The organism is Serratia sp. LS-1 (assembly GCF_003719595.1).
In the GTDB taxonomy this organism is placed as follows: domain Bacteria; phylum Pseudomonadota; class Gammaproteobacteria; order Enterobacterales; family Enterobacteriaceae; genus Serratia; species Serratia ureilytica.
In genome coordinates this window covers 2,327,548-2,354,000 of sequence record NZ_CP033504.1, presented here as the reverse complement: position 1 = coordinate 2,354,000, position 26,453 = coordinate 2,327,548, and the positions used below count along the sequence as shown (strand labels likewise).

23 protein-coding genes are annotated in these 26,453 nt (G+C 62.9%); 20 read left to right on the top strand and 3 right to left on the bottom strand.

What is annotated here, in order from left to right; genetic code table 11:
• Positions 1 to 4: 4 nt before the first annotated feature.
• The 18 genes from EDY99_RS11395 to EDY99_RS11310 all read left to right on the top strand — a co-directional run bounded on the left by EDY99_RS11395 (position 5) and on the right by EDY99_RS11310 (position 20,430).
• Positions 5 to 748 (top strand): glycosyltransferase family 2 protein, encoded by a 744-nt coding sequence (locus EDY99_RS11395; protein WP_033643433.1) that lies wholly within the window; start codon positions 5 to 7, stop codon positions 746 to 748.
• Positions 745 to 2,628 (top strand): carbohydrate-binding protein CenC, encoded by a 1,884-nt coding sequence (locus tag EDY99_RS11390; protein WP_123061764.1) that lies wholly within the window; start codon positions 745 to 747, stop codon positions 2,626 to 2,628. The genes EDY99_RS11395 and EDY99_RS11390 overlap by 4 nt, the downstream gene beginning before the upstream one ends.
• Positions 2,629 to 2,640: 12 nt before the next feature.
• Positions 2,641 to 3,627 carry a glycosyltransferase family 2 protein gene (locus EDY99_RS11385; RefSeq protein ID WP_033643431.1) on the top strand — a complete coding sequence of 329 codons (987 nt, stop codon included), beginning with the start codon at positions 2,641 to 2,643 and terminating at the stop codon, positions 3,625 to 3,627.
• 45 nt (positions 3,628 to 3,672) lie between these two features.
• A complete protein-coding gene (locus EDY99_RS11380) occupies positions 3,673 to 4,575 on the top strand; it encodes a glycosyltransferase family 2 protein (protein WP_033643430.1) in 903 nt (300 codons plus the stop codon).
• A 279-nt stretch (positions 4,576 to 4,854) separates the two neighbouring features.
• Positions 4,855 to 8,616, top strand: a complete 3,762-nt coding sequence (locus EDY99_RS11375; protein ID WP_123061763.1) for a nitrate reductase subunit alpha — start codon at positions 4,855 to 4,857, stop codon at positions 8,614 to 8,616.
• Positions 8,613 to 10,157, top strand: coding sequence for a nitrate reductase subunit beta (narH, locus tag EDY99_RS11370; protein ID WP_123061762.1), 1,545 nt, complete (start codon positions 8,613 to 8,615; stop codon positions 10,155 to 10,157). The genes EDY99_RS11375 and narH overlap by 4 nt, the downstream gene beginning before the upstream one ends.
• Positions 10,154 to 10,876 (top strand): nitrate reductase molybdenum cofactor assembly chaperone, encoded by a 723-nt coding sequence (gene narJ, locus EDY99_RS11365; protein WP_033650904.1) that lies wholly within the window; start codon positions 10,154 to 10,156, stop codon positions 10,874 to 10,876. Before narH ends, narJ begins: the two co-directional genes overlap by 4 nt.
• A gap of 2 nt (positions 10,877 to 10,878) precedes the next feature.
• Positions 10,879 to 11,556 (top strand): respiratory nitrate reductase subunit gamma, encoded by a 678-nt coding sequence (gene narI / locus EDY99_RS11360; protein ID WP_033643426.1) that lies wholly within the window; start codon positions 10,879 to 10,881, stop codon positions 11,554 to 11,556.
• A gap of 276 nt (positions 11,557 to 11,832) precedes the next feature.
• The gene (locus EDY99_RS11355; RefSeq protein ID WP_123061761.1) at positions 11,833 to 12,840 is read left to right on the top strand and encodes a 3-oxoacyl-[acyl-carrier-protein] synthase III C-terminal domain-containing protein; all 1,008 of its coding nucleotides are present in this window, start codon (positions 11,833 to 11,835) and stop codon (positions 12,838 to 12,840) included.
• On the top strand, positions 12,837 to 13,853 hold the full coding sequence (locus tag EDY99_RS11350; RefSeq protein ID WP_123061760.1) for an NAD(P)-dependent oxidoreductase: 1,017 nt from the start codon (positions 12,837 to 12,839) through the stop codon (positions 13,851 to 13,853). Before EDY99_RS11355 ends, EDY99_RS11350 begins: the two co-directional genes overlap by 4 nt.
• A complete protein-coding gene (locus EDY99_RS11345) occupies positions 13,846 to 14,652 on the top strand; it encodes an MBL fold metallo-hydrolase (protein WP_033643422.1) in 807 nt (268 codons plus the stop codon). Before EDY99_RS11350 ends, EDY99_RS11345 begins: the two co-directional genes overlap by 8 nt.
• A complete protein-coding gene (locus EDY99_RS11340; protein ID WP_103101048.1) occupies positions 14,649 to 15,935 on the top strand; it encodes a F390 synthetase-related protein in 1,287 nt (428 codons plus the stop codon). Before EDY99_RS11345 ends, EDY99_RS11340 begins: the two co-directional genes overlap by 4 nt.
• Complete coding sequence (locus EDY99_RS11335; protein ID WP_047574823.1) at positions 15,932 to 16,549, top strand: phosphatase PAP2 family protein; 618 nt, start codon at positions 15,932 to 15,934, stop codon at positions 16,547 to 16,549. Before EDY99_RS11340 ends, EDY99_RS11335 begins: the two co-directional genes overlap by 4 nt.
• On the top strand, positions 16,546 to 17,679 hold the full coding sequence (locus tag EDY99_RS11330; RefSeq protein WP_101452899.1) for a sterol desaturase family protein: 1,134 nt from the start codon (positions 16,546 to 16,548) through the stop codon (positions 17,677 to 17,679). The genes EDY99_RS11335 and EDY99_RS11330 overlap by 4 nt, the downstream gene beginning before the upstream one ends.
• The gene (locus EDY99_RS11325; RefSeq protein ID WP_101452900.1) at positions 17,672 to 18,754 is read left to right on the top strand and encodes an acyl-CoA desaturase; all 1,083 of its coding nucleotides are present in this window, start codon (positions 17,672 to 17,674) and stop codon (positions 18,752 to 18,754) included. The genes EDY99_RS11330 and EDY99_RS11325 overlap by 8 nt, the downstream gene beginning before the upstream one ends.
• Positions 18,751 to 19,836 carry an acyl-CoA desaturase gene (locus EDY99_RS11320; RefSeq protein ID WP_122003914.1) on the top strand — a complete coding sequence of 362 codons (1,086 nt, stop codon included), beginning with the start codon at positions 18,751 to 18,753 and terminating at the stop codon, positions 19,834 to 19,836. Before EDY99_RS11325 ends, EDY99_RS11320 begins: the two co-directional genes overlap by 4 nt.
• A 106-nt stretch (positions 19,837 to 19,942) precedes the next feature.
• Positions 19,943 to 20,167, top strand: a complete 225-nt coding sequence (locus tag EDY99_RS11315; RefSeq protein ID WP_025303190.1) for a hypothetical protein — start codon at positions 19,943 to 19,945, stop codon at positions 20,165 to 20,167.
• A complete protein-coding gene (locus EDY99_RS11310) occupies positions 20,164 to 20,430 on the top strand; it encodes a hypothetical protein (protein ID WP_033643416.1) in 267 nt (88 codons plus the stop codon). Before EDY99_RS11315 ends, EDY99_RS11310 begins: the two co-directional genes overlap by 4 nt.
• A 9-nt stretch (positions 20,431 to 20,439) precedes the next feature.
• On the opposite strand, the gene EDY99_RS11305 is transcribed toward EDY99_RS11310, so the two are convergent.
• The 3 genes from EDY99_RS11305 to EDY99_RS11295 are packed head-to-tail and all read right to left on the bottom strand — an operon-like array spanning position 20,440 to position 23,017.
• Entirely contained in the window at positions 20,440 to 20,592 is a 153-nt protein-coding gene (locus tag EDY99_RS11305; protein WP_004934619.1) for a DUF2474 domain-containing protein, read from the bottom strand.
• A gap of 14 nt (positions 20,593 to 20,606) precedes the next feature.
• Positions 20,607 to 21,614, bottom strand: coding sequence for a cytochrome d ubiquinol oxidase subunit II (gene cydB / locus EDY99_RS11300; protein ID WP_033643414.1), 1,008 nt, complete (start codon positions 21,612 to 21,614; stop codon positions 20,607 to 20,609).
• A 2-nt stretch (positions 21,615 to 21,616) separates the two neighbouring features.
• A complete protein-coding gene (locus tag EDY99_RS11295; RefSeq protein WP_004934615.1) occupies positions 21,617 to 23,017 on the bottom strand; it encodes a cytochrome ubiquinol oxidase subunit I in 1,401 nt (466 codons plus the stop codon).
• Between the two features lie 144 nt (positions 23,018 to 23,161).
• Here EDY99_RS11295 and EDY99_RS11290 point away from each other — a divergent pair, with 144 nt between their 5' ends.
• Positions 23,162 to 24,580 (top strand): PLP-dependent aminotransferase family protein, encoded by a 1,419-nt coding sequence (locus tag EDY99_RS11290; protein WP_042784770.1) that lies wholly within the window; start codon positions 23,162 to 23,164, stop codon positions 24,578 to 24,580.
• A 154-nt stretch (positions 24,581 to 24,734) separates the two neighbouring features.
• Entirely contained in the window at positions 24,735 to 26,423 is a 1,689-nt protein-coding gene (locus EDY99_RS11285) for an ABC transporter substrate-binding protein (RefSeq protein WP_033643412.1), read from the top strand.
• Positions 26,424 to 26,453: the final 30 nt, after the last annotated feature.

The following is a 26,453-nucleotide window of genomic DNA, read 5'->3' as shown; positions in this document are numbered from 1 at the left end:
CATCATGGAAAAAGTGTCCGTCATTATGCCGGCTTATAACGCCGCCGGTTTTATCCGCGAGTCGATCCTTGGCGTATTGAATCAAACTTATCAGGACTATCACCTGTATGTGATTGACGACGCCTCCACCGACAACACCGCCGAGGTGGTCAAGCCGTTCATTCACGATCGGCTGACCTACATCCGCAACAACGCCAATCAGGGGGTGGCCGAAACGCGCAATATCGCCATCGAGGCGGCGCGCGGTGACTACATCGCGTTTTGCGACAGCGACGATGTTTGGCACCCGAATAAGCTGGCCCGCCAGGTCGGCATCCTTAAAACCCAGCGTTACGACGTGGTCTGCTCGCACTATTACACCTTCGAGAATGACCTGGCGCAGGTGAAAAATTACCGCGGCGCCGGGGAGATCATCGCCTACCGCGACATGTTGAAAAGCAACTGGATCGGCAACCTGACCGGCATGTACAACCAGCGCCGGGTCGGCAAGGTCTACCAGCGCAAGGTCGGGCACGAAGACTACGTGATGTGGCTGTCTATTCTGGAGCGCGCGCGCAATCGCCTGGCGTACTGCATTCCGGAGCCGCTGGCGTTTTACCGGCTGTCCGCCAATTCGCTGTCCGGCAACAAGATCCGCGCGGCGGACTGGCAGTGGCAGATCTACCGTCGTCATCTGGGGCTCTCTTATCAAAAATCCTGCTATCTGTTCTTCTCCTACCTATACAGCGCGGTGATGAAAAGACAATGACCAGCAAAATCTTGAACGCAGCCTGCGTGCTGATCGGATGCGGGCTGGCGGCTCAGGCCGGGGCGGCGGGCTGCGAGACCAATCTGCTGACCAACCCCGGCTTTGAGCAGGGACAGACGGGCTGGTCGCTGCCGCCGGCCAAGGTGGTCTCCGGCGGCCGCAGCGGCCGTGCCAGCCTGTACTACAGCAATCCTGACCCGGCGGAGTATCACCAGATGCTGCAAACGCTGCAGGTGAAAGCGGGCCAGACGATCGCGTTCGGCGTGTGGGTGCGCGGCGATAACCTGCGCGGCAAAGGCGATCAGCCGGGCGCCGGGGTGTACGTCGAAAGCTATGACGCCAAGGGGCGCCACCTGGCCGGCAGCTACCCGCAAGGCCTGCTGGGCAGCAGCGGTTGGCAGCCGGTGGAAGGCAGCTTCACCGTGCCGGCAGAGGCCACCACCACCGTACTGGGGCTATATATGCGCAAGGGCACGACCGGCAACGCCTGGTTCGACGATGCCTACGTTTGCAGCCAGCCGACGGCGCCGGCGTTGTATCAGATGCGCGCCGGCGGGCAATCGGCCTCCAGCCTGATCGAAGTGCAGCAGCCTCAGGAAGTGCAGGTGGAAAGTACGCTGCTCGATAGCCAACGCACCGCCGTGCGGCAGGAGAGCCGCCGCTACCATGTCGCCGAGCGTCAGCGCGTAGAGTTCTCGCTGCCGGCCAACCTGGCCGCCGGCGAGTACCGCCTGCAGCAGCAGGTGACGGACGTGGCGTCGAAGCACAGCCGGAGCAGCGAAATGCCGGTCAGCATCGGCGAGGCGCCGCCGAAAGTGGCGTTGGACGAGCAGGGCTATACGCTGCGGCAGGGCAAGCGCTTCTTTCCGCTGGGCATCTACATGTACGGCAACATGGCGACCGATGAGCATCTGGCGCGCATCCGCGACGCCGGTTTCAACACCCTGCTGAATTACAACTACGGCGCAGGGCGCGACCCGTACGCCTATTTCCGCAAAACGCAGCAGTACGGGCTGCAGGTGATTTTCTCGCTGAAGGATTTCTACCCCGGCCTCGACTCTGCGCCGAAAACGCGCCTGAGCTACCCGCAGTTGACGGCGTCTTATGTGGAGAAGTTTAAAACTCAGCCGAACCTGCTCGCCTGGTACATCAACGATGAGCTGGCGCCGAAGTACGCGCCGCAGATAGAGCAGATGCATCTGCAGGTGAAGCAACAAGACCCTGACCATCTGACCTTTCAGGCGCTGAATCAGACCGGCGCGCTCAACGCCTATTTCAACAGTTCCGACGTGTTGGCCAGCGATCCTTATCCGGTCGGACGCGATGCCGACATGACGCGCACGCTGGAATACTCGCGCCTGACGGTGCAGGTGGCGCGCCAGGCGAAGGGCGCCTGGCTGGTGATGCAGATCATGGATCACGCCGCCTATGAGCCGCACCGCAAGCCGCGCCAGCCGAGCGAAGCGGAGATCCGCAACCAGGCCTGGCTGGGGCTGATCGGCGGCGTCAAAGGGCTGCTGTTCTACTCCTATACCGACCTGTTCTACAAGCGCCGCAGCGGCGATTTCAACCAACAGGAATTCGACGGTATCTGGCAAGGGGTTGCCCGCGTGGCGCAACAGATCGACAGCTTCACGCCGTACCTGCTCTCGGGCGAAAGTGCGACGCTGTCCGGCAACAACACCGCCGTACCGGCGCGGCTGTTTATCGACGGCGAGCGCGGCCTGGTGCTGATCGCCAACCCGTACTATCGGCCGATGGCCGCCCGTTTTGACCTGCCGCCCGGCTGGCGCTGGCAGGGGCAGCCGCAGATCGACGCCAAATTGCCCGCGGTGGGCAGCAGCGCGCTGTGGGTGCAACGAGACACTAGCAATCAATAAGGATACCCGTTCATGACTATCACGCTAAGCCTGATCGTCCCGGTGTATAAGGTGGAAGCCTACATCGAAGCGTGCCTGGACTCGGTGCTGAGTCAATTGCCCGACTGGGCGGAAGTGATCCTCGTCGATGACGGCAGCCCGGACGGCTCCATCGCCGTCGCGCAAGAGGTGCTGTGCCGTTATCCGGCATTGAAAACGCAGGTCAGCATCCTGCGCCAGGATAACCAGGGGTTGAGCGCCGCGCGCAACGCCGGGATCGCCCATGCCGAAGGCGAATATCTCGGTTTTCTGGACTCCGACGACGTGCTGCTGCCGGGCTATTTCAGCATTTTGGGGCGCCTGCTGGCGGATAACCCGCAGGTAGAGATCGTGGCGTTCAACGCCCAGCGTTTCTCGCGGCTGAAAAACGGCAAGATAGAACCGGATGGCCTGATGGCGATCGTGCCCGGCAACGCCGCGCCACAGGAGCGCGAGCCGCATATGGCGCTGCTGGCTGACAGTTTTAACCGCAGCCTGTGGTACGCCTGGGCGCGGATTTATCACCGTTCGCTGTTCAACGACGCCGCGTTTCCGGCGGGGCGCAACTTCGAGGATATCCAGCTGATCCCGCAGCTGTATCTGAAAGCGAACCGCATCGTGGTGTGCGACACGCCGTTGGTAGGATATCGCGCTAACCCCAACGGCATCACGCGCGCGCCGAAGCGGCGGGATTTGGACGATCTCGATTACGCCATCGAGCGCGCTGACAGCGGGCGTCGCCGCGAGGGGGGGAAGGGATTCCACTCGGTGCTGTTCGTCACCACGCTGAAGGCGCGCCTGCTGGTCGGGCTGGACTTCTTCGGCCTGCGTGACGCGCTGCGGGAAACCGCCGAGCTGAAACGGCGCTATGCCCGGCTGCGGGCGGAGGAGCGGCAAATGCTGAGCCGCAAGAACCGCCTGTTCTACCGCAGTCCGCTGGTCTACTACCTGATGGCCAGTCTCTACAACCGTTTCGGGTGAATCTGACCGTGCCCGAACGACGATAAACCCGTGTGGAAGCCCATTATGAGTATCAAAGTCAGCGTCATTATTCCGACCTATGGCCGCAGCGAACTGCTGGCGCGCGCCATCGACAGCGTCCTGGCGCAAACCCATCAGCCGGTGGAGATCGTGGTGGTGGACGATAATCCGCCGGACCATCCGCAGCGCCAGGCCACCCGCGAACGGCTGGCCGGCTATATTGCCGCCGGGCAGATCGTCTATTGCCCGCGCGCGCGCAACGGCGGCGGGGCGCGGGCGCGCAACAGCGGCATCCTGCGCGCCACCGGGGAATACCTCACTTTTCTGGACGACGACGATTACTACCACCCGGAGAAGATCGCCCGTCAGCTGGCCTTTATGCAGCGCGGCGATTACCCCGTCAGCCTGTGCGATATGGATATTCTGCAGGATGGCCAAATCAACGCCGAGCGCTATTACCGCGCCCGCTGCGACGGGCTGGAGGACTTCATGCTGGCCGGCGTCGCTTACACGCCGATGATCATGCTGCGCCGCGAGGCGGCGATCGCGGTGCGCGGGTTCTTCAATACCCCGCGTTATCAGGATCATATCTTCATTTATCGCCTGCTGGCGGCGGGCATGCGCATCGGCACGTTGCACGAGCGCCTGGCGGTGCATAACGATCACGACGGTGAGCGTATTACCTCCAGCCCGAAAGGCATCATCGGCTATCACAACAAAATGCAGTTCGAGCGCCGGTTGATGCCGCAGATTTCGCCGCGGGCGCGCAAGGTGATGCGGCTGCGCCACACCTGCATCACGTCGCGCATCATCACCGACAGCCGAAGCCGTCTCGGCGGCGTGCTGCACGGCATGAAGGGCATCATCTATGTCAACAGCGGGGTGATGGCCGGCGTTTACATGAAGAACATTCTGCGCAACGTCTTCTTCCGCGGCGTCCCTTTCTGAAACCTGACGCGGGGTTTTCCCCCGCGTCCTACCCCCAAATACCCCGTCTTGCCTCCCGCCCGTTCACCTTCATCTTGATATTCTGATTTATTCGTTTTAATTCAAACAATTAATCCTATTCCTCGCCCCTATACTTTGGTGGTATTTCCCGCCCGACGCACGCGTCGCCCGCCGCTTTCTCTTGATCGCAATCAATTTGCCGCCGGTTGGCCGTCAGTAGGCTGGCGGCAGATTGAGCATGTCTTCTTATAACGACAAGAGCCTTCAGGAGCATTCCGGATGAGCAAATTTTTAGACCGTTTCCGCTATTTCAAGCAGTTGGCGGAGCCTTTTTCTGGCGATCACGGCCAGACCTTGAACACCAACCGCGACTGGGAAGACGGCTACCGCAGCCGTTGGCAGCATGACAAAGTGGTGCGTTCCACCCACGGCGTGAACTGCACCGGTTCCTGCAGTTGGAAGATCTACGTGAAGAATGGTCTGGTGACCTGGGAAACCCAGCAAACCGACTATCCGCGCACTCGCCCCGATCTGCCCAACCATGAACCGCGCGGCTGCCCGCGCGGCGCCAGCTACTCCTGGTACCTGTACAGCGCCAACCGGCTGAAATACCCGCTGATGCGCAAGCGGCTGCTCAAACTGTGGCGCGAGGCGAAAGCGCAGCACAGCGATCCGGTCGAGGCCTGGGGATCGATCGTCGGCGATGCGGAAAAAGCCAAAAGCTACAAGGTGGCGCGCGGCCGCGGCGGTTTCGTCCGCTCCAGCTGGCAAGAGGTCAATGAACTGATCGCCGCCGCCAACGTCTATACCGCCAAAACCTTCGGCCCTGACCGCATTATCGGCTTCTCGCCGATCCCGGCGATGTCGATGGTGTCCTACGCCGCCGGCGCTCGGTACCTGTCGCTGATCGGCGGCGCCTGCCTGAGCTTCTACGACTGGTATTGCGATTTGCCGCCGGCTTCGCCGATGACCTGGGGCGAGCAGACCGACGTGCCGGAGTCCGCCGACTGGTACAACTCCTCCTACATCATCGCCTGGGGCTCCAACGTGCCGCAGACGCGCACCCCGGACGCCCACTTCTTTACCGAAGTGCGCTACAAGGGCACCAAAACCGTGGCGGTGACGCCGGACTACGCCGAAGTCGCCAAGCTGTGCGACCACTGGCTGAATCCGAAGCAGGGCACCGACAGCGCGATGGCGCTGGCGATGGGCCATGTGATGCTGAAAGAGTTCCATCTCGATCGCGAAGTCGGCTACTTCCGCGACTACGTGCGCCGCTATACCGACATGCCGATGCTGGTGCTGCTGGAGCCGCGTGAAGGCGGCCACTACGCCGCCGGCCGCCTGCTGCGCGCCGCCGATCTGGTGGACGGACTGGGCCAGGAAAACAATCCCGAGTGGAAAACCGTCGCTATCGACAGCCGCAGCGGCGAGCTGGTGGCGCCGCAGGGCTCCATCGGTTTCCGCTGGGGCGAGAAGGGCAAGTGGAACCTGGAGCAGCGCGAAGGCAAGTCGCAACAGGAAGTCGAGCTGCAGCTCAGTCTGCTGGGCATGCATGACGACGTTGCCGAGGTGGGCTTCCCGTACTTCGGCGGCGCCGACAGCGAGCATTTCAACAGCGTGGCGCTGGACGAAATCCTGCTGCACAAGCTGCCGGTGAAACGCCTGCGGCTGGCGGACGGCAGTGAAGCGCTGGTGACCAGCGTGTATGACCTGACGCTGGCCAACTACGGCCTGGAGCGCGGGCTGGGCGACGCCAACTGCGCCGCCGACTATGACGAGGTCAAGGCTTACAGCCCGGCCTGGGCCGAGCAGATCACCGGCGTGTCGCGCCACAACATCATCCGCATTGCCCGCGAGTTCGCGGAAAACGCCGAGAAGACCCACGGCCGTTCGATGATCATCGTCGGCGCCGGCGTCAACCACTGGTATCACATGGACATGACCTACCGCGGCCTGATCAATATGTTGATCTTCTGCGGTTGCGTCGGCCAGAGCGGCGGCGGCTGGGCGCACTACGTCGGCCAGGAAAAACTGCGGCCGCAAACCGGCTGGCTGCCGCTGGCGTTCGGCCTTGACTGGCAGCGCCCGCCGCGCCACATGAACAGCACCTCGTTCTTCTACAACCATTCCAGCCAATGGCGCTATGAAACCGTCGGCGCCGATGAGCTGCTGTCGCCGCTGGCGGACAAATCGCGTTTCGGCGGCAGCCTGATCGACTTCAACGTGCGCGCGGAGCGCATGGGCTGGCTGCCGTCGGCGCCGCAGTTGGGCGCCAATCCGCTGCGCCTGGCGGAGCAGGCCCGTGCTGCCGGCCAGTCGCCGGTTGAGTTCACCGTCGACAGCCTGAAGAGCGGCGCGCTGGGCTTTGCCGCCGAGCAGCCGGACAATCCGCAGAACTTCCCGCGCAACCTGTTCGTCTGGCGCTCCAACCTGCTGGGTTCTTCCGGCAAGGGCCATGAATACATGCTCAAATACCTGTTGGGCACCGAGAACGGTATCCAGGGGAAAGATCTCGGCCAGCAGGGCGGCGTGAAGCCGCAGGAAGTGGAATGGCGCGAGCAGGGCGGCGAAGGCAAACTGGATCTGGTGGTGACGCTCGATTTCCGCATGTCGAGCACCTGCCTGTATTCCGACGTGGTGCTGCCGACCGCCACCTGGTACGAAAAAGACGACATGAACACCTCCGACATGCATCCGTTCATTCATCCGCTGTCGGCGGCGGTCGATCCGGCCTGGGATTCGAAGAGCGACTGGGAAATCTACAAGGGCATCGCCAAAGCCTTCTCCGAGGTGTGCGTCGGCCATCTGGGCCAGGAAACCGACGTGGTGACCTTGCCTATTCAGCACGACTCCGCCGCCGAGCTGGCGCAGCCTTACGGCGTGCAGGATTGGAAGAAAGGCGAGTGCGAACTGATCCCCGGCAAAACCGCGCCGCACATCATCGCGGTGGAGCGCGATTATCCGGCCACCTACGAGCGTTTTACCGCCTTGGGGCCGTTGATGGACAAACTGGGCAACGGCGGCAAGGGCATCAACTGGAACACCCAGACCGAGGTCGATTTCCTCAAGCAGCTTAACTACGTCAAGGCCGACGGCCCGGCGGCGGGGCGGCCGAAGATCGAGAGCGCGATAGACGCGGCGGAAGTGATCCTGTCGCTGGCGCCGGAAACCAACGGCCAGGTGGCGGTGAAAGCCTGGGAAGCGCTGAGCAACGTCACCGGCCGCGATCACCGGCATCTGGCGCTGAACAAGGAAGACGAGAAAATTCGCTTCCGCGACATTCAGGCGCAGCCGCGCAAAATCATCTCCAGCCCAACCTGGTCCGGCCTGGAAGACGAGCACGTCTCCTATAACGCCTGCTACACCAACGTGCATGAGCTGATCCCGTGGCGCACCCTCAGCGGCCGTCAGCAGCTGTATCAGGATCACGAGTGGATGCGCGCCTTCGGCGAAAGCTTGCTGGCGTATAGGCCGCCGATCGACACCCGCGCCGCGCAGCCGCTGCTCAACAGCAAACCGAACGGCAACAAGGAGAAGGCGCTGAACTTCCTGACGCCGCACCAGAAGTGGGGCATCCACTCCACCTACAGCGACAACCTGCTGATGCTGACGCTGTCGCGCGGCGGCCCGATCGTCTGGCTGAGCGAAGACGACGCCAAAGATCTGGGCATCGCGGACAACGACTGGATTGAGGCCTTCAACGCCAACGGCGCGCTGACGGCGCGCGCGGTGGTCAGCCAGCGTATCCCGGCGGGGATGACTATGATGTACCACGCGCAGGAGCGCATCGTGAATCTGCCCGGCTCGGAGATCACACGCCAACGCGGCGGCATCCATAACTCGGTGACCCGCGCTTGCCCGAAACCGACCCACATGATCGGCGGCTATGCGCAGCTGGCCTACGGCTTCAACTACTACGGCACCGTCGGCTCTAACCGCGACGAGTTCGTGGTGGTGCGCAAGATGAACCGTATTGATTGGTTGGACGATGAAGGCAACGACTACGCGCAGGGCAGTCAGCAGGAGAACAACAAATGAAAATTCGTTCGCAAGTCGGCATGGTGCTGAATCTGGACAAGTGCATCGGTTGCCACACCTGTTCGGTCACCTGCAAGAACGTCTGGACCAGCCGCGAGGGGATGGAATACGCCTGGTTCAACAACGTGGAAAGCAAGCCCGGCGTCGGGTATCCGCACGCCTGGGAAGATCAGGAAAAATGGAAGGGCGGCTGGATCCGTAAAATCAACGGCAAGCTGGAGCCGCGCATGGGCAGCCGCGTCGGCGTGCTGGCGAAAATCTTCGCCAACCCGGACGTGCCGGCGCTGGATGACTACTACGAGCCGTTCGATTACGACTACCAGCACCTGCACACCGCCAAACAGGGCAAACACCAGCCGGTGGCGCGCCCGCGCTCGGTGATCACCGGCCGGCGCATGAACAAGATCGAAAACGGCCCGAACTGGGAAGAGATCCTCGGCGGAGAGTTCGAAAAACGTTCGCAGGACAAGAACTTCGACAACCTGCAGAAGGCGATGTACGGCCAGTTCGAAAACACCTTCATGATGTATTTGCCGCGCCTGTGCGAGCACTGCCTCAACCCGGCCTGCGTCGCCACCTGCCCGAGCGGGGCGATCTACAAGCGCGGCGAAGACGGCATCGTGCTGATCGATCAGGACAAGTGTCGCGGTTGGCGCATGTGTCTGACCGGCTGCCCGTACAAGAAAATCTACTTCAACTGGAAGAGCGGCAAGTCCGAGAAGTGCATCTTCTGCTACCCGCGCATCGAAGCCGGGCAGCCGACGGTCTGTTCGGAAACCTGCGTCGGCCGCATCCGCTACCTCGGCGTGCTGCTGTACGACGCCGATCGCATCGAACAGGCGGCGGCGGTGGAAAACGACAAGGATCTGTACCAGAGCCAGCTCGATATCTTCCTCGATCCGCATGACCCGAAGGTGATTGCTCAGGCGCTGGCGGACGGCGTGCCGCAGGGCGTCATTGAAGCCGCTCAGCAGTCGCCGGTGTACAAAATGGCGATGGACTGGAAACTGGCGCTGCCGCTGCACCCGGAATACCGCACGCTGCCGATGGTGTGGTACGTGCCGCCGTTGTCGCCGATTCAGTCGGCCGCCGACGCCGGCGAGCTGGCGCACAGCGGCGTATTGCCGGACGTCGAGAGCCTGCGCATTCCGGTGCAGTATCTGGCGAACCTGCTGACCGCCGGCGATACCGAGCCGGTGCTGCTGGCGCTGAAACGCATGCTGGCGATGCGCCACTACAAACGGGCGGAAACCGTCGACGGCGTGGTGGACATCAGCGCGCTGGAGCAGGTCGGTCTGAGCGAAGCGCAGGCGCAGGAGATGTATCGCTACCTGGCGATCGCCAACTATGAAGATCGCTTCGTGGTGCCGTCGAGCCACCGCGAGCTGGCGCGCGAAGCCTTCCCCGAAAGCAAAGGCTGCGGTTTCAGCTTCGGCGACGGCTGCCACGGCAGCGACGGCAAGTTCAATCTGTTCAACAGCCGTCGTATCGACGCCATCGACGTGACCGCGAAAACCGCGCGGTCGGAGGATGCCTCATGATCAGCCTGAAAGTGATCGCCCGCCTGCTGGATTACCCGGAGCAGGCGCTGTTTGACCATCAGCAGGCGCTGATTGAAGCGCTGGAACCGGCCAGCGAGCTGGATCTGCACCATAGCGCGTTGCTGATTCTGTTTATCCGCCGCCTGTGCGCGCGCCCGTTGCTGGACGCGCAGGCCGACTATTGCGAGCTGTTCGATCGCGGCCGCGCCACCTCGCTGCTGCTGTTTGAGCACGTGCACGGCGAGTCGCGCGATCGCGGCCAGGCGATGGTTGACCTGATGGCGCAGTACCGCGCCGCCGGGCTGGAGATCGACAGCCGTGAGCTGCCTGATTTCCTGCCGCTGTACCTGGAGTATTTAGCCAGCCGCAGCGCGGCACAGGCGCGGGAAGGGCTGCAGGACATTGCGCCGATCCTGGCGCTGCTGGGCGCGCGCTTGCAGCAGCGCGAAAGCCCGTACGCGGTGCTGTTCGATCTGCTGTTGGCGCTGTCCGGCAGCGATGCGCAGGCCCAGGCGCTGAAGACGCAGGTGGCGCAAGAGGCGCGCGACGATACGCCGCAGGCGCTGGATGCGGTATGGGAAGAGGAGCAGGTCAAATTTCTCGGCGAGCAGGGCTGCGCCTCCGCCCAGCAGACGGCGCACCAGCGGCGCTTCGCCGGCGCGGTGGCGCCACAGTATCTGGACCTGACGGATGCGTTAACCGGAACCAAAGGACGCTAATCATGCAATTTTTGAATCAGTTCTTCTTCGACATCTACCCTTATCTGGCCGGCGCGGTGTTCCTGATCGGCAGCTGGCTGCGCTACGACTACGGGCAGTACAGCTGGCGCGCCGGCTCCAGCCAGATGCTGGATAAAAAGGGCATGCGGCTGGCGTCCAACCTGTTCCACATCGGCATTATCGGCATCTTCGCGGGCCACTTCCTCGGCATGCTGACGCCGCACTGGATGTATGAGGCCTTCCTGCCGATCGACGTGAAGCAGAAGCTGGCGATGATCGCCGGCGGCGCCTGCGGCCTGATGACGCTGATCGGCGGCGCGCTGCTGTTGAAGCGCCGGTTGACCAACCCGCGGGTGCGCGCCACCAGCAGCGTCGCCGACATCCTGATCCTGACATTGCTGGTGGTGCAGGTGTGCCTGGGGTTGCTGACCATTCCGTTCTCCGCCCAGCATATGGACGGCAGCGAAATGATGAAGCTGGTGGCCTGGGCGCAGGCGGTCGTGACCTTCCACGCCGGCGCCTCTGCGCACCTGGAAGGCGTGGCGCTGATCTTCAAGCTGCATATGGTGCTGGGCATGACGCTGTTCGTGCTGTTCCCGTTCTGCCGCCTGGTGCATATCTGGAGTGCGCCGGTAGAGTACCTGACCCGCCGTTACCAGCTGGTGCGCAACCGCCGCTGAGCCTGACCCCGCCGCCGCCGCCGATCGCCAGCGGCGGCGCTATTCCGATAATTCCCCCGCCGTCTGCCCATTCTCGTCGCCTTGTCGTAAACTCACTATCTCAGTTATGTTACGTTTATGCTTCCGCCGACGGACGTCGGCCTGTGGTAGCCGATAACAAGAGATACCGCCTTGATGAAAGGCATTTTGGGACATAAAAACCGGGGATGATCCGTGTGGCCTTCGCGCCGTACGGGAGAATCGCTTTATGGATAGTCAGGTTAATCAATAACAATAATGACCACACAATTACGTTCACCCGAGCTGCTGCCTCTGAAAATCATCGCCACCGGGGCCGCGTTGCCGCCTAACCGCGTGGCGTCCTCTGCGCTCGACGCTCGGCTGGGGAAACCGGCCGGCTACGTTGAAAAACGCTCGGGCATCGTTTACCGCTATCACGCCGCCGACGATGCCAGCCAGGCCGAACTCGCCGCCGCCGCGCTGCAAGATGCGCTGGTTCGCCGCGCCATGCCGGCGGACTCGATCGATCTGCTGATCTCCGCCTCGGCGATTTCGGTGCAGGCGCTGCCGTGCACCGCCGCGCACATTCTCAAGGTGGCGGGGCTGGCGCCGGGCACGCCGGGCTTCGACATCAACAGCAGCTGCGTCAGCTTTATCTCTGCGCTGCAGGTGGCGGCAGGGCTGCTGAACGCCGGGACGTATCGACGCATCGCCATCATCTCGGCAGATCTCGCTTCACGCGGCATCGACTGGCAGCACGAAGAGTCGTCGCTGATCTTCGGCGACGGCGCGGCCTGCGCCATTGTGGAGCGCGGCGACGGCGCCAGCGGCATCCTCGCCAGCCTGGTGGAAACCTACCCCGCCGGCAGCGAACTGTGCGAGATCCGCGCCGGCGGCACGCGTCGCAACCCGCGCGCCGGCATGTGTGAGCAAGACTTCCTGTTTCATATGCAGGGCAAGCCGCTGTTCCGCCAGGCCTCGGCGCTGATTGAGGGTTACCTCGATCGGCTGTTGAGCGCCAGCGGCCTGACCCTGGCGCAGATCGCCACCGTGGTGCCGCATCAGGCCAGCCATCTGTCGCTCGAACATATGCGCAAACGGCTGCACGTCTCCAGCGAGGCGCTGGTCGATATCTACCGCCATCATGGTAATCAGGTGGCGGCGTCTATCCCGACGGCGCTGCATGCCGCCGTGACCACCGGGCGCTTCAATCCCGGTCAGCCGGTGATGCTGATCGGCACCGCCGCCGGGCTGGCGCTGGCCGGCATGGTGTTGCTGCCATGAGGGTGCTGCTCACCGGGGCGACCAGCGGGCTGGGACGCAACGCGGCGCAGTGGTTGCTGGAGGCCGGACATCAGGTGCGCGCCACCGGCCGCGATGAACGGGCCGGCGCAACGCTGCGTCAGCTGGGCGCCGAGTTTTGCGCGCTCGATCTGGCGCAGGCCACGCCGCAGCAGTGTCGGGAGCTGGTGACCGACTGCGAATGGGTCTGGCACTGCGCGGCCAAGTCTTCGCCCTGGGGCGGCAAAGCGGAGTTTCACCGCATCAACGCCGCGGCGACGGAGAAGCTGGCGGAGGCGGCCGGGCGCTGCGGCGTGCGGCGCTTCGTGCATATCTCCACGCCGGCAATCTACTTCGATTTTCAGCCGCATTACGATCTTGACGAGGGTTACCGCGCCCGGCGCTTCGCCAATCACTATGCCGCCAGCAAGTATGCGGCCGAGCAGCGCCTGTTGGCGCAGGCGAAGATCTATCCACAAACCACCTATATTATGCTGCGGCCGCGCGGCCTGTTTGGCCCGCACGATCGGGTGATCGTGCCGCGGCTGTTGCAGCAGCTCGAACGCGACCGCGGGGTATTGCGATTGCCCGGCGGCGGACAAGCGCTGCTGGATCTGACCTTCGCCCCCAACGTGGTGCACGCGATGGATCTGGCCAGCCGGCAGCGCGGATTGCCGTCCGGCGCCGTGTACAACATCACCAACCACCAACCGCAGCGGCTGGCGGAGATGCTGGATGCGTTGCTGCGTCAGGAACTGGGGCTGAGTTACCGGCTGCAGGCCGTGTCCTATCCGCTGCTGCATACGCTGGCCGGCGGCATGGAGCTGTGGGCGGCGCTGAGCGGCAAGGAACCGCTGTTGACGCGCTACAGCGTGGCGGCGGTGCATTTTGACATGACGCTGAGCCAGACCCGTGCGATCGAAGAGCTGGGTTACCGGCCGCGTTATTCGATGGAAGAGGGCATTCGTCTGACCGGCGAGTGGCTGCGGCGGCAAGGAGGCGGACAGCATGGCTAAGGTCACCGTGTTTGAAGTGGGCTATTGCACGCATATCGGCTGCATGGCGCTGCGCGGCGCCGGATTCCGGGTGTGCAAATTCCCGGCGCGCGCCTATCTGCTGGAGGTGGGGGAGCGCCGCTGGCTGTGGGATACCGGCTACGCGCGTTATTTTCAGCAGCACACGCAGTCGGGGCTGTTCAGCCTTTACCGCCGCATGACGCCGGTCTATTTCGATCCGGCCGAGTCGTTGGCGCATCAGCTGCGCGAAGCCGGTTATGCCGAGGGGGATATTCAGGCGCTGATCGTCTCGCATTTTCACGCCGATCACATCGCCGGGCTGCAGGATTTCAGCCAACTCGACTTTATTTGCTCCGGCGAGGGCTGGCAGCAAACCCGTGGGCTGCGCGGTTTCGCGGCGCTGAAGCGCGCCTTTATTCCCGGCCTGATCCCGGCGGATTTCGAGAGCCGTCTGCAGTTTATGGAGTCTTTTCCTGCGGTGGCGTTGCCCGCGCTGTTGGCGCCGTTCGATCGCGGTTACGCGCTGCCGGGCAGTGAAGGGCAGATCGTGCTGGTGCCGTTGCCGGGGCATGCGGCCGGCCATATCGGCGCCTTTATTCTCACCGACGCCGGCTGGACGCTGCTGGCCAGCGACGCCGCCTGGTCGCCGCAGAGTTACCAGACGCTGCGCGGGCCTTCGCGCCTGGCCAATCTGGTGATGGACGACGCGGCGGCTTACACCCGCACCCTGGAGCGGCTCAACCAGCTGTGGGCGGGCGGCCAGGTCAACATTTTGCTGTGCCACGAGGGGGACCTGTGATCCCCTTCATGACCCTTTGGCACTATTTCCGCGCCCGGCGCCTGCGCTTTGGCGATCGTGCGGCGCTGGAGGCGCATCAGGCCCGGCAGCTTGAGAGCTTTGCCCGCCGGGTGCTGAGCAAGAGCCCCTATTTTCAGCGTTTCAGCCGCCGGCCGTTCGCCGAATGGCCGCAGATGGACAAGGCGCTGATGATGGCGCAGTTCGACCGGATGAACACCGCCGGGCTGCAGCGCGATGCGGTGCTGGCCTGCGCGCAGCGCAGCGAGGCGGATCGCGATTTCACGCCGAAGATCGGGCGCTACAGCGTCGGATTGTCGTCCGGCACCTCCGGGCAGCGCGGCGTGTTTGTCGTCAGCCCGCGGGAACAGCAGGTGTGGGCCGGCGGCATGCTGGCGAAAATGCTGCCGGACGGGCTGTCGGCGGGCGAGCGCGTCGCACTGTTTCTGCGCGCGGACAATAATCTCTATCACAGCGTGAACAACCGTTGGCTGAGCCTGGCGTTTTACGATTTGCTCGCGCCGTTCAGCGGCCATTTGCCGGCATTGGAACGGCAGGCGCCCAGCATCATCGTAGCCCCGGCGCAGGTGCTGCGCGCATTGGCGTTGGCGGTGCTGGCCGGGCAGGTGACGCTGTCGGTCAAAAAAGTGATCTCGGTCGCCGAGGTGCTTGAAGAACAGGATCGCTGCCTGCTGCAGCAGGTGTTTCCGGCGGTCGGCGAAGTGTATCAGGCTACCGAGGGGTTCCTCGCCGCCACCTGCGCGCACGGCACCTTGCACCTGAACGAGGAGTTTTTGCATATCGAGCCGCAGTGGATCGACGAACTGCGCTTCACGCCGCTGATCACCGACTTTACCCGCAGTACGCAGCCGATCGTGCGTTATCGGCTGGACGATGTATTGGTGCTGCGCAAGGAACCCTGCCCATGCGGGCAACCGACGCGGGCGATAGCCCGTATCGAGGGGCGGCGCGACGATCAGCTGATGCTGCCCGATGCGCAGCGGCAACCGCAGGCGGTGTTCGCCGATGCCTGTAGCCGAACGATCGCCAATGCGTTGCCGCTGACCAGCGATTACCGCCTGATCCAGCATGGCGAACGGCGGTTGGAGCTGATTGCCGATTGTAGCCCGGCGGCGTTGGCGCACTGTCAGGCGCAGCTGATGGCGCTGTTCGCTCGTCAGGGCATCGCCACCGATCGCCTCGAATGGCGGTTGACGGCGCAAGCGGTGCTGCCGCAGTTCGATCGCAAGCGGCGGCGCATCGTGCGCCGGGCGGAGGCGGCATGAAAAGCGCACTGTTCAGGCTATGGCACATGCTGCTGGGATGGGGCACGGTCGGCGTGGTGTATAGCCTGACCGATCGCCTGCAGGGGGCGGGAACCCTGTTGCCGCCGTCGGCGCTTGATCGGGCGATCCCGTTCAGCCCCACGGCCATCTGGCTCTATCTGTCGTTCTTCCTCATCGTCCCGGCGGGCTATCTGCTGGCGCCGCTGCCGCGGATCAAATGGCTGACGCTGGCGATGCAGCTGACCGCGCTGGGCGCCGGGGCGGTTTATCTGCTGTGGCCGACCACCATGGCCTATCCGCAGAACGATGGCGTCGGGATCAGCGCGCAACTGCTGGCGGCGTTAACCCGGGTGGACTCGCCGCAAAACTGCCTGCCTTCGTTGCATATGGCGCTGACGGTGCTGGCGGTGTGGGCGCTGAGCGACGGCGAGCGCAAAGTGCGCACGGCGCTGTGGATGCTGTGGGGCGTGGCGATCGCGTTCTCGATTCTGCAACTGCGTCGGCATTTGTTTGTCGATTTGGCCGGCGGCGCGCTGCTGGCGCTGTTCGCCGGCTGGGTGGCCCTGCGCATGAAAACCCTGCGCAGGCGCGTCGTTAAAGGAGAAATGGGATGAGCGATCTGGCATTGCCGATAGTGTTCATGCTGTTCATCGTGGTGGCCGAGGCGGTGGCGCTGCAGTGGGGGCGTCGCGAGCCGGTCAACTGGCACGATCTGGTGTTCAACCTGAATTCCGGCCATATCATGCTGTGGTTGTTCCGCGGGTTGGAGATCACCTGCTACGGCTACGTGGCCGCGCATTTCAGCCTGGGGCTGCTGGATGCCTGGCCGCCGCTGCTGATGTGGCTGTTCGCCCTGCTGGCGTGGGACTTCGGTTTCTACTGGCTGCACCGTCTGCACCATCGTTTCCGCCTGCTGTGGGCGGTGCACGTGGTGCACCATCAGGGCGAGCACTTTAATCTGTCGCTGGGGGTGCGCAACTCCTGGTATTCGTCGCTGACGTCGATCCCGTTCTTTTTGCTGCTGGCGCTGGCGGGGGTGCCGCTGTCGGTGTTCGTTGCGGTCTCTATTTTTCATTACAGCATTCAGCTGTTTAACCACAATGCGCTGACGCCGAAGCTCGGCGTGCTGGAAAACATCCTGGTCACGCCGGCGCATCACCGGGTGCATCACGTCAAGGACATGGCGTATTCCAATAAGAACTTCGGCGGCAGCTTTATCTTCTGGGACAAGCTGTTCGGCACCTTTTGCCCGGCATTGCCGAGCACGCCGTTCAGCTATGGCGTCGGCGGCGACAGGCCGTCCGCCAACCCATTCTGGGCGAGCAATCTGCCGTTCCTGCGCTATTTGCGCCTGGCATGGCGCCCGGCGCCGGGCCGGCCACGCGACCGCCGTTCGGCGTTCAGCGTTTTCAGCGGCGCCATGCTGTTGTTCTCGCTGGTGGTCGGTTACGTCTACCAATACGGTTACGGCTATAGCGACATCAGCTGGCCGCAAATGGCGCTGTTGGCGCTGCTGGCGTTGGGATCGGTGGCGCTGGGCGGCATGACGGAAGGGCGGCGGTGGGCGAGCGCCCTCTGGCTGCTGATCGCGCTGGGCATGCCGCTGCTGTTTATCGGCTATCTCGGTTGGCCGCAGCGCTATTGGCATATCGCCATGGCCGCCGTGGCGTTGCATGCCCTGTGCGTCGCGTTGGGCTGGGGAAGAGTAGCCGCACCGGCCGCCGTGGAGGAACCGCATGGCTGAATCATTGCCGCCGCTGCGTTTTCCCGCCGATGGCGAACAGGCCTTCCACCGCGATCTTAAGCGCGCGGCCCACGCCTGTCTGGCGGGCGATCATCGCTATGCCGATGCCGCGCGATTGGCCAAGGCCGCGCTGTTGCTGGCGTTGTGCGTCGGGTTTTACGCGCTGAGCCTGCTGCAGCATCAGCCCTGGGCGTTTTTCCTCTGCTATTTCCTGTTCGTGACCATGGGCATGCTGCTCAATGTCAACGTCAACCACGATGCTTCGCATAACGCTTTCCTGCGTGCGCCCTGGGCCAATCGGCTGGTGGGGCGGTTGGTGACGCTGCCGCTGGGCGTCGATCCGGACTACTGGCGCACGCGGCATGTGGATTACCACCACGTTTACGCCAACGTCGAACATTACGATCTGGATACCGAAGAGAACGGCTTTTTCCGCCAGACACCGTTCCAGCGCTGGCGGCCCCATATGCGCTATCAGCATCTGTACTGGCCGCTGATCGCCGCGCTCTCGCTGCCCTATATCGCCTGGATTTTCGATTGGTCCGATCGGCTCGATAAAACGCCGCTGCGGGAAAAACGCGTGCTGGCGGGGCGCGGCGGTTGGGCGCTGTTCGTGCTGTGCAAGCTCGCGCATCTGGCGCTGGTGCTGGTGGCGCCGCTGGTCGTGGGCCACTTGCACGGCATCGGCTGGGGCTGGGTGTTGCTGGCTTACGCGCTCAGCCAGATGTGCGCTTCGCTGCTGGTGGTGTTCTTGCTGCTGGGCACCCATTGGGCGCAGGCCGAGTTTTACCCGGCGCCGACGGGCGACAGCATGCCGCAAGGCTGGTATCGGCACAATTTCGCCACCGCCTGCGACTGGCAGCCCGAACCGCGCTGGCTGGAGCATCTGACCGGCGGGCTGAACTATCACCTGACCCATCACCTGTTTCCCGGCTGGAATCATCGCCACTATCCGGCGCTGGCCGCCGTGGTGGCGGAGGTCGCGCAGCGGCACGGCATGGCGTACCGCTGCATCGGCTATCGCGAACTGCTGGCGCAACAACAGCGTTTCTTACGCCGGATGGGACAGCCATGAAACCGCTGCGTCCGTTAGCCTATCGGCGCGACGACAACGGGTTGCACCGCGCGCTGATGCAGGCCGCACAGCATTATCTGGCGGCCAACGGCGATCACCGCTTCGCCGACGGCGGCATGCTGGCGAAGGTCGCGCTGCTGCTGGCGCTGTGCGGCCTGTGTTACGGGTTGAGCCTGCAGCAGCATAACGGCTGGGCGTTTTTCGCTTGTTATTTCGGCTTTATCTTTATCGGCATGTTCCTGACGGTGAACGTGGTGCACGACGCCTCGCACAACGCGTTTTTCCGCCGCCCCTGGGCCAACCGCTGGCTGAACGCACTGGTGAGCGTGCCGCTGGGGCTGGATCCCGACTGTTGGCGCGTGCGGCATGTGTTGTTCCACCATGCCCATAACAACATCGAACATTACGACCCCGACATCGACGCCAATGGCGTGCTGCGGCAAACGCCGTTCCAGCGCTGGCGGCCCTTTATGCGCGCGCAGCGTTACTATTGGCCGTTGGTGGCGGCGCTGACTTTTCCGTACTACATCTGGCTGTTCGATTGGTTGGACAGGGCGGGCCGCACCCGCGTGGCGGCGCGCATGGCGCAGCAGGGCGTACGCGGCTGGAGCGGGTTTCTGGCGGGGAAGGCGGCGCACCTGCTGCTGGCGCTGGCGATCCCATGTTGGCTGTTGCCGCCGGCTATCGGCATCGGGCAAATTCTGCTGGTCTATTTGCTGAGCCAGATGCTTTCTTCATTGCTGTTCGTGATGTTGATCATCGGCACCCACTGGGCCAAGGCCAACTTTTATCAGGCGCCGGCGCAGGGCGCGATGCCGCACGGTTGGTATCACCATGTGTTCGCCACCACGTTCGACTGGCAGACTCGGCCGCGCTGGCTGGGTTATTGGCTGGGCGGGGCGAACCTGCATTTGACGCATCATCTGTTTCCGCACTGGAGCCACCGCCATTACCCGGCGCTCAGCCGCATCATCGGCGAGGTGGCGCCGCGCTTCGGCATCGACTACCGCCTGCTGGAGCTGGAGGAGCTGTTGCGTCTGCAGCAACGTTTCCTCAGCGCGATGGGCCGCAAGCCGCACTAGCGTTGCATGCGAATTGTGCGAGGCGTTACGCAGTTCACTAATTGAACGATATTTGCCCTTCCAGTAGACTTTCCCTCTGTGAATCAACGGCCACAGGAGGTGGACTATGCGCAGCTTGCCGATTCGGTTATCGAACAAAATTGATGATGATCTGAACGATATCGCCCGGCGTCACGGGATGGAAAAAACCGAGGTAATCAAAATGGCGTTTGCACTGATTACCCTTGCCGATAAGTACTGGATGAAACAGGATGGTACTTCTCTTGGCATTGTACGGGAGAAGGGTGAACAGCTTGAAGCGGTGGGGCGGGTCGTGGAGATCTTCCCATGAACATCGAAAGCCGTAATCTGCGCGATGAGGCCAGCCAGGTTTATCTGGAGCAGGTCTTGGTCTTCGACGAAATGGAGCGGCTGCGCCTGGCACGCCAGGTGCTGTGCGGGATATTCGCGGTCAGCGTGGGCGTATTCGCCGCCCACGCGTATTGGGAGAAAAACGAAGCGCTGAATCAGGTGTTTGAGCTGGTGAAGATCGGCGCCTTGCCGCTGGTCACGCTGGTGGTCTCTTTTTACTTTCCCAACAGCGCGTCCAGATAAGGCGCCGCGTCAATGCGACTTCATGCCCGCCGCAGTCATCAGCAGGCGGAACAGCGAGGCAACCACGAACAGCCCCAGCACGCTGGCGCTCCAGATGATCACCAGCCAACCGATGCGTTTCCACCAGGGCGCCGGAGCGGCGGCTGCCGTTTTATCTTGCATAGCGTCCTCCTTCCTCAGTGATAGCCGTGTTCATGGCTGATCTTGCCGCGGAACACGTAGTAGCTCCAGAAGGTGTAGACCAGAATGATTGGGATGATGAACAGCGCGCCCACCAGCATAAAGCCGAGGCTCTGCGGTGGTGCTGCGGCGTCCCATAGGCTGATGGCCGGCGGGATCAGGTGCGGCCAGATGCTGATGCCAAGCCCGCTCAGGCCGAGGAACACCAGCAGCAGCGTCAGCATAAACGGCGAGTAGTGCGCGCCGCGTTTCACTCCGCGTTGAATTCCCCAGGCGCTGAGCAGCACTAGCAGCGGTACCGGCAGCAGCCAGAACAGGTTAGGCAGCGTAAACCAGCGCGCGGCGATTTCGGGATGCGCGATCGGCGTCCAGATGCTGACCGCAGCCAGCACCAGCAGCAGGATCGCCAGCAGCGGCGTCGCCAGGTGATACATGCGCGCCTGCAGGTCACCGGCGGTTTTCATCACCAGCCAGGTACAGCCGAGCAGGGCGTAGGTCACCACCAGCCCCAGCCCGCAGAACAGCGCGAACGGCGTCAGCCAGTCCAGTGCGCCGCCGGCGTAGGTGCGGCCTTCTACCGGGAAGCCGTTGATCACGGCGCCCACCACCACACCCTGGCTGAAGGTGGCGAAGAGAGAGCCCCAGATGAACGCTTTATCCCAGATATGGCGCTTCTCCGGCGTCGCCTTGAAGCGAAACTCGAAGGCCACGCCGCGGAAAATCAGCCCGATCAGCATCAGCGTCAGCGGGATCGCCAGCGCGTCGAGGATCACCGAGTAGGCCAGCGGGAAGGCGCCGAACAGCGCCGCGCCGCCCAGCACCAGCCAGGTCTCATTGCCGTCCCACACCGGGGCGACGGTGTTCATCATCAGATCGCGGTCGCCGCTCGCCTTCACCCACGGAAACAGAATGCCGATGCCCAAATCGAAACCGTCCATCACCACGTACATCATGGTGCTGAACACGATGATGACAAACCAAATCAGCGGAAGATCGATACCCATGTTCAGCTCCTGTCGTCCAGAGTGTCGTTGACCGCGGACAGCGGACGCGCCGGGCGGCCCTCGGTATTGTCTTCTTGGTGTTCATGCGGCTGCGGCCCTTTGCGGATCAGGCGCATCATGTAGGAGTAGCCCACGCCGAACACCGAGCAGTAGACGATGATGAACGCCAGCAAGCTGATGCTCATGTGCAGATCGCCGTGCGCGGACACCGCATCCTTGGTGCGCAGCAGGCCGTACACCACCCACGGCTGGCGGCCTATCTCGGTGGTGAACCAGCCCGCCAGCAGCGCCAGCAGCCCGGAAGGGCCCATCCACAGGATGAAATACAGGAACGGACGCGACTGATACAGCCCGCCGCGCCAGCGCAGCCACAGGCTCCACACCCCGGCCAGGATCATCAGCATGCCCAGCCCGACCATGATGCGGAACGACCAGAACACCACGGTGGAGTTGGGGCGATCTTCCGGCGGGAACGATTTGAGCGCCGGCACCTGCTCGGTCAGGCTGTGCGTCAGGATCAGGCTGCCGAGGTAGGGCACTTCCAGCTTGAAGCGGGTCTCTTCACGCTGCATGTCCGGCCAACCGACCAGGATCAGCGGCGTGGCTTCGCCCGGCGGGTTTTCCCAGTGGCCTTCGATGGCGGCGATCTTCGCCGGCTGATGTTTCAGCGTATTCAGGCCGTGCGCATCGCCGATCAGCGCCTGCACCGGCGCGACGATCAGCGCCATCCACATCGCCATCGACAGCATCTTGCGCATCGCCGGCGTGTCGCGGCCGCGCAGCAGATGCCAGGCGGCGGACGCGCCGACGAAGAACGCCGAGGAGAGGAAGGCGGCGGTGGACATGTGCAGCAGGCGATACGGGAAGGACGGGTTGAAGATGACCTTCAGCCAGTCAACCGGCACCACCTGGCCATTGATGATTTCATGCCCTTGCGGGGTCTGCATCCAGCTGTTGGAGGCCAGGATCCAGAAGGTGGAGATCAGCGTGCCGAGCGCCACCATGCAGGTGGCGAAGAAGTGCAGGCCGGGGCCGACGCGGTTCCAGCCGAACAGCATCACGCCGAGGAAACCGGCTTCGAGGAAGAAGGCGGTCAGCACTTCATAAGTCAGCAGCGGCCCGGTAATGCTGCCGGCGAACTCGGAGAAGAAGCTCCAGTTGGTGCCGAACTGGTAAGCCATCACCAGCCCGGATACCACGCCCATGCCGAAGTTAACGGCGAAAATCTTTGACCAGAAGTGATAAAGCTCACGATAGGCTTCATTGTGCGTTTTCAACCATAATCCTTCCAGCACCGCCAGATAGCTGGCTAAACCGATGGTGATGGCGGGGAAAATGATATGGAAAGACACGGTGAAGGCGAACTGTATTCTGGCAAGTTCCAGTGCATCAAGACCCAGCATGGCGCCTCCTAGGGTTGAACATAAATTAACCTCTTGAGTATAGCTGTCATTTTTATGTGAAATGCTTGGCGTTAAGTTAAGCACGGAGTACAGTGCCTATAATAGTGACAGTTATTTTACTTTTTCATATAACAGTTAATGGTTATGACCCGATACGAGCAGCTTGCGCAGCAGATTAGAGAACAGATCCAGAACCGGGTGTGGCGGGCGGGCGACAAGCTGCCTTCGCTGCGTGAGAGCGGCAAACGCGCCGGATTGAGCCTGATGACGGTGGTGCAGTCTTATCAACTGCTGGAGAGCCAAGGGTGGATCGTCGCCCGGCCGCAGTCGGGCTACTATGTGGCGGCGCGTCCGCAGCCGCTGCCGCAGCCTTCGCGCGGCGAGAAACTGCTGCTGAGCGAGCAGGTGGACATCAACGCCTTTATTTTCGACGTGCTGCAGGCCTGCAAGGATCCGGACATCGTGCCTTTCGGTTCGGCGTTTCCCGACGCCACGCTGTTCGCCCAGCCGAAGCTGGCGCGGGCGCTGAGCAGCGTAGCGCGCAAGTTCACGCCGCACAGTTCGCTGGTCAACCTGCCGCCGGGCAACGACGCGCTGCGGCGGCACATTGCCCAACGCTATGCGCTGAGCGGCATGCAGGTCGCGCCGGACGAGATCGTCATCACCGCCGGGGCGATGGAGTCGCTCAGCCTCAGCCTGCAGGCGGTGACCCAACCGGGCGACTATGTGGCGATCGAGTCGCCGGCGTTTTACGGCGCGCTGCAGGCGCTGGAACGGCTGCGGCTGAAGGCGGTGGCGATCGCCACGCATCCGCAGGACGGTATCGATCTGGACGCGTTGCAGCAGGCGGTGGAGCAGTATCCGATCAAAGCCTGCTGGCTGATGACCCACTTCCAGAACCCGCAGGGCGCCACCCTGCCGGAGGCCAACAAGCAGCGTCTGGTGGCGCTGCTGCGCGAACGGCAGATCTCGCTGATCGAAGACGATGTCTATGGCGAGCTGTACTTCAGCGCCGAACGGCCGTTGCCGGCGAAGGCGCTCGACAGCGGCGGCCAGATCCTGCACTGCTCGTCATTTTCCAAATGTCTGGCGCCGGGCTTTCGCGTCGGCTGGGTGGCGGCGGGGCGTTATGCGCAACAGATCCAGCGTTTGCAGCTGATGAGCACCGTTTCCACCAGCGTGCCGACCCAGATGGCGCTGGCGGATTATCTGCTGCACGGCGGCTACGACACCCATCTGCGGCGGCTGCGACGTCTGCTGGCCCAGCGCCAAAGCGCAATGCGTCAGGCGATCGCCCACCATTTTCCGCCGACGGTGAAAGTCAGTCAGCCCGACGGCGGGTATTTCCTGTGGCTGGAACTCGACCCGGCGCTGTCGTCGATGGAGCTGTACCGGCGCGCACTCGCACGGGGCATCAGCATCGCGCCGGGGCGCATGTTCACCACCGGCGACCATTTCAACCACTGCTTCCGTCTCAACGCCTCATTTGAATGGAATGACCGCTTTGAAGAGGCGATAAAAACCTTAGCCAAACTTATCCGGGGGCTGGCGGCGGCCGGCTGAATCGCGTTTTTCCCGCCGCTTCGCCCCAGAAAAATTCATAATGCTTTTTTCGGCAATGGAATGCCGGTTTCGTTGTTAGACAGCCCTCCAGCCGCCCATTACTCTGCGATAAATTTTGTCACATTTTTATCAACGGGTAGACGAGGGGCAGTGGGTGAGTGGAATAAAAAATAAGCTAAACAAACTGTTGCGCTATCGGCTGACGCCGCTGGCGTTGGTCTGCGCGCTGGGATTGAGCACCGCCGCGCAGGCGGAAACGCTGGCCGAAGGCATTACGCCGGCCAGCGACGCCGCTCGGGTGCCGGCCGCCGCCAAACTGCGCAAAGATACCGTCGTGGCGGGCATCTCGGAGCCGCAGGGGATTTTCAACCCGTATCTGTTCACCAACGGCTGGGACGAGAACGTGACCGACGTAATCTTCAGCCGGCTGATCGGCCTGGACAGCCAGGGCAAACCGGAAGGGCGCCTGGCGGAGTCCTGGCAGGTCAGCCCCGATAATCTGACCTACACCATCAAGCTGCGGCCGAATCTGGTCTACAGCGACGGCTCGCCGCTGAAGGCCGACGATATCGCCTTTACCCTGACGCTGCTGCATGACCCGGCCTATGACGGCGATACCGATATCACGCCGGCGCACATTCAGGGCGGCGCCGAGTATAAAAACGGCACCGCGGCCGGCATCAGCGGGCTGAAGGTGATCGACGATCGCACCATTCAGATCGTCACCACCCAACCGGGCGCGACCACGTTGCAACTGATTGGCGGGCCGGTATTGTCGCGGGCTTACTACGGCAAAGACTATCAGCGCGGCAAGCTCGACGGCGTGCGCGCCTTGAACGGCAAGCCGCTCGGCAACGGCCCCTACATTTACGACAAGTACGTGCCGGGGCAGGAAATCCGCTTCCACGCCAACCCGAACTTCTACCTCGGCCCGCCGCCGATGGCGCGCTTTATCTATCGCGTCACCAACCCGGCCACCAACTTCCAGCTGTTCCAGACCGGTGAGACCGACTACGACGCCTTTACCGCCAAGCCGGACGATATCGAACAGCTCAAGCTGCTCGGTTTCGCCAATATCAACCTTTACAGCTCGAGCGATTACAGCCGGGTTGATTTCAACCTCAGACGCCCGGCGCTGCAGGACAAGCGGGTGCGTCAGGCGCTGATCTACGGCCTCGATCGGCAAAAACTGATCGCCGTGGTGTACCAAGGGTACGGCAAGGTCGCCAACCAGCCGATTTCGCCGATCTCCTGGGCTTACGACGCCAACGGCATCAATCCTTACGCTTACGATCTCGATAAGGCCAAAAAGCTGTTGGACGAGGCAGGCTGGCAGGTGGGCGCTGACGGCATCCGGCAGAAAGACGGTAAAAAGCTGGAGCTGACGCTACTGGTGACCAAAAAGCTGATCAACGACGCGCTGGTGCCGATCGCCAAGGATAACTACCGCCGGCTCGGCGTGGTGCTGAAACCGCAGGTATTGGATTTCAACGCGCTGCTGGCGCAGCGCAAGGCGGGCAATTACGACCTGGCGTCTCTCAGCACCAGCACGCTGAACGATCCGCACGACGGCGTACGCGACTTCATCAGCCGCGAGAGCGAGACCGGCTACCACAACCCGCAGGTGGACGCGCTGATCGCCAAAGCCAATGCCACGCTGGATATCGCGCAGCGTAAGCCGCTGTACCATCAGCTGTATCAGGTGCTGGCGGACGATCCGCCGGTGATCCTGCTCGGCAACCGCGAAATCTTGAGCGCCAGCAGCGCGCGCGTCACCGGCTTTAAACCGGATATCTACAACGGACTGGTCGGCAGCCTGCCGAACGTCAAACCGGCGCCGTAACGCCCCGATGCCGCCGCGCCATTCCGGGCG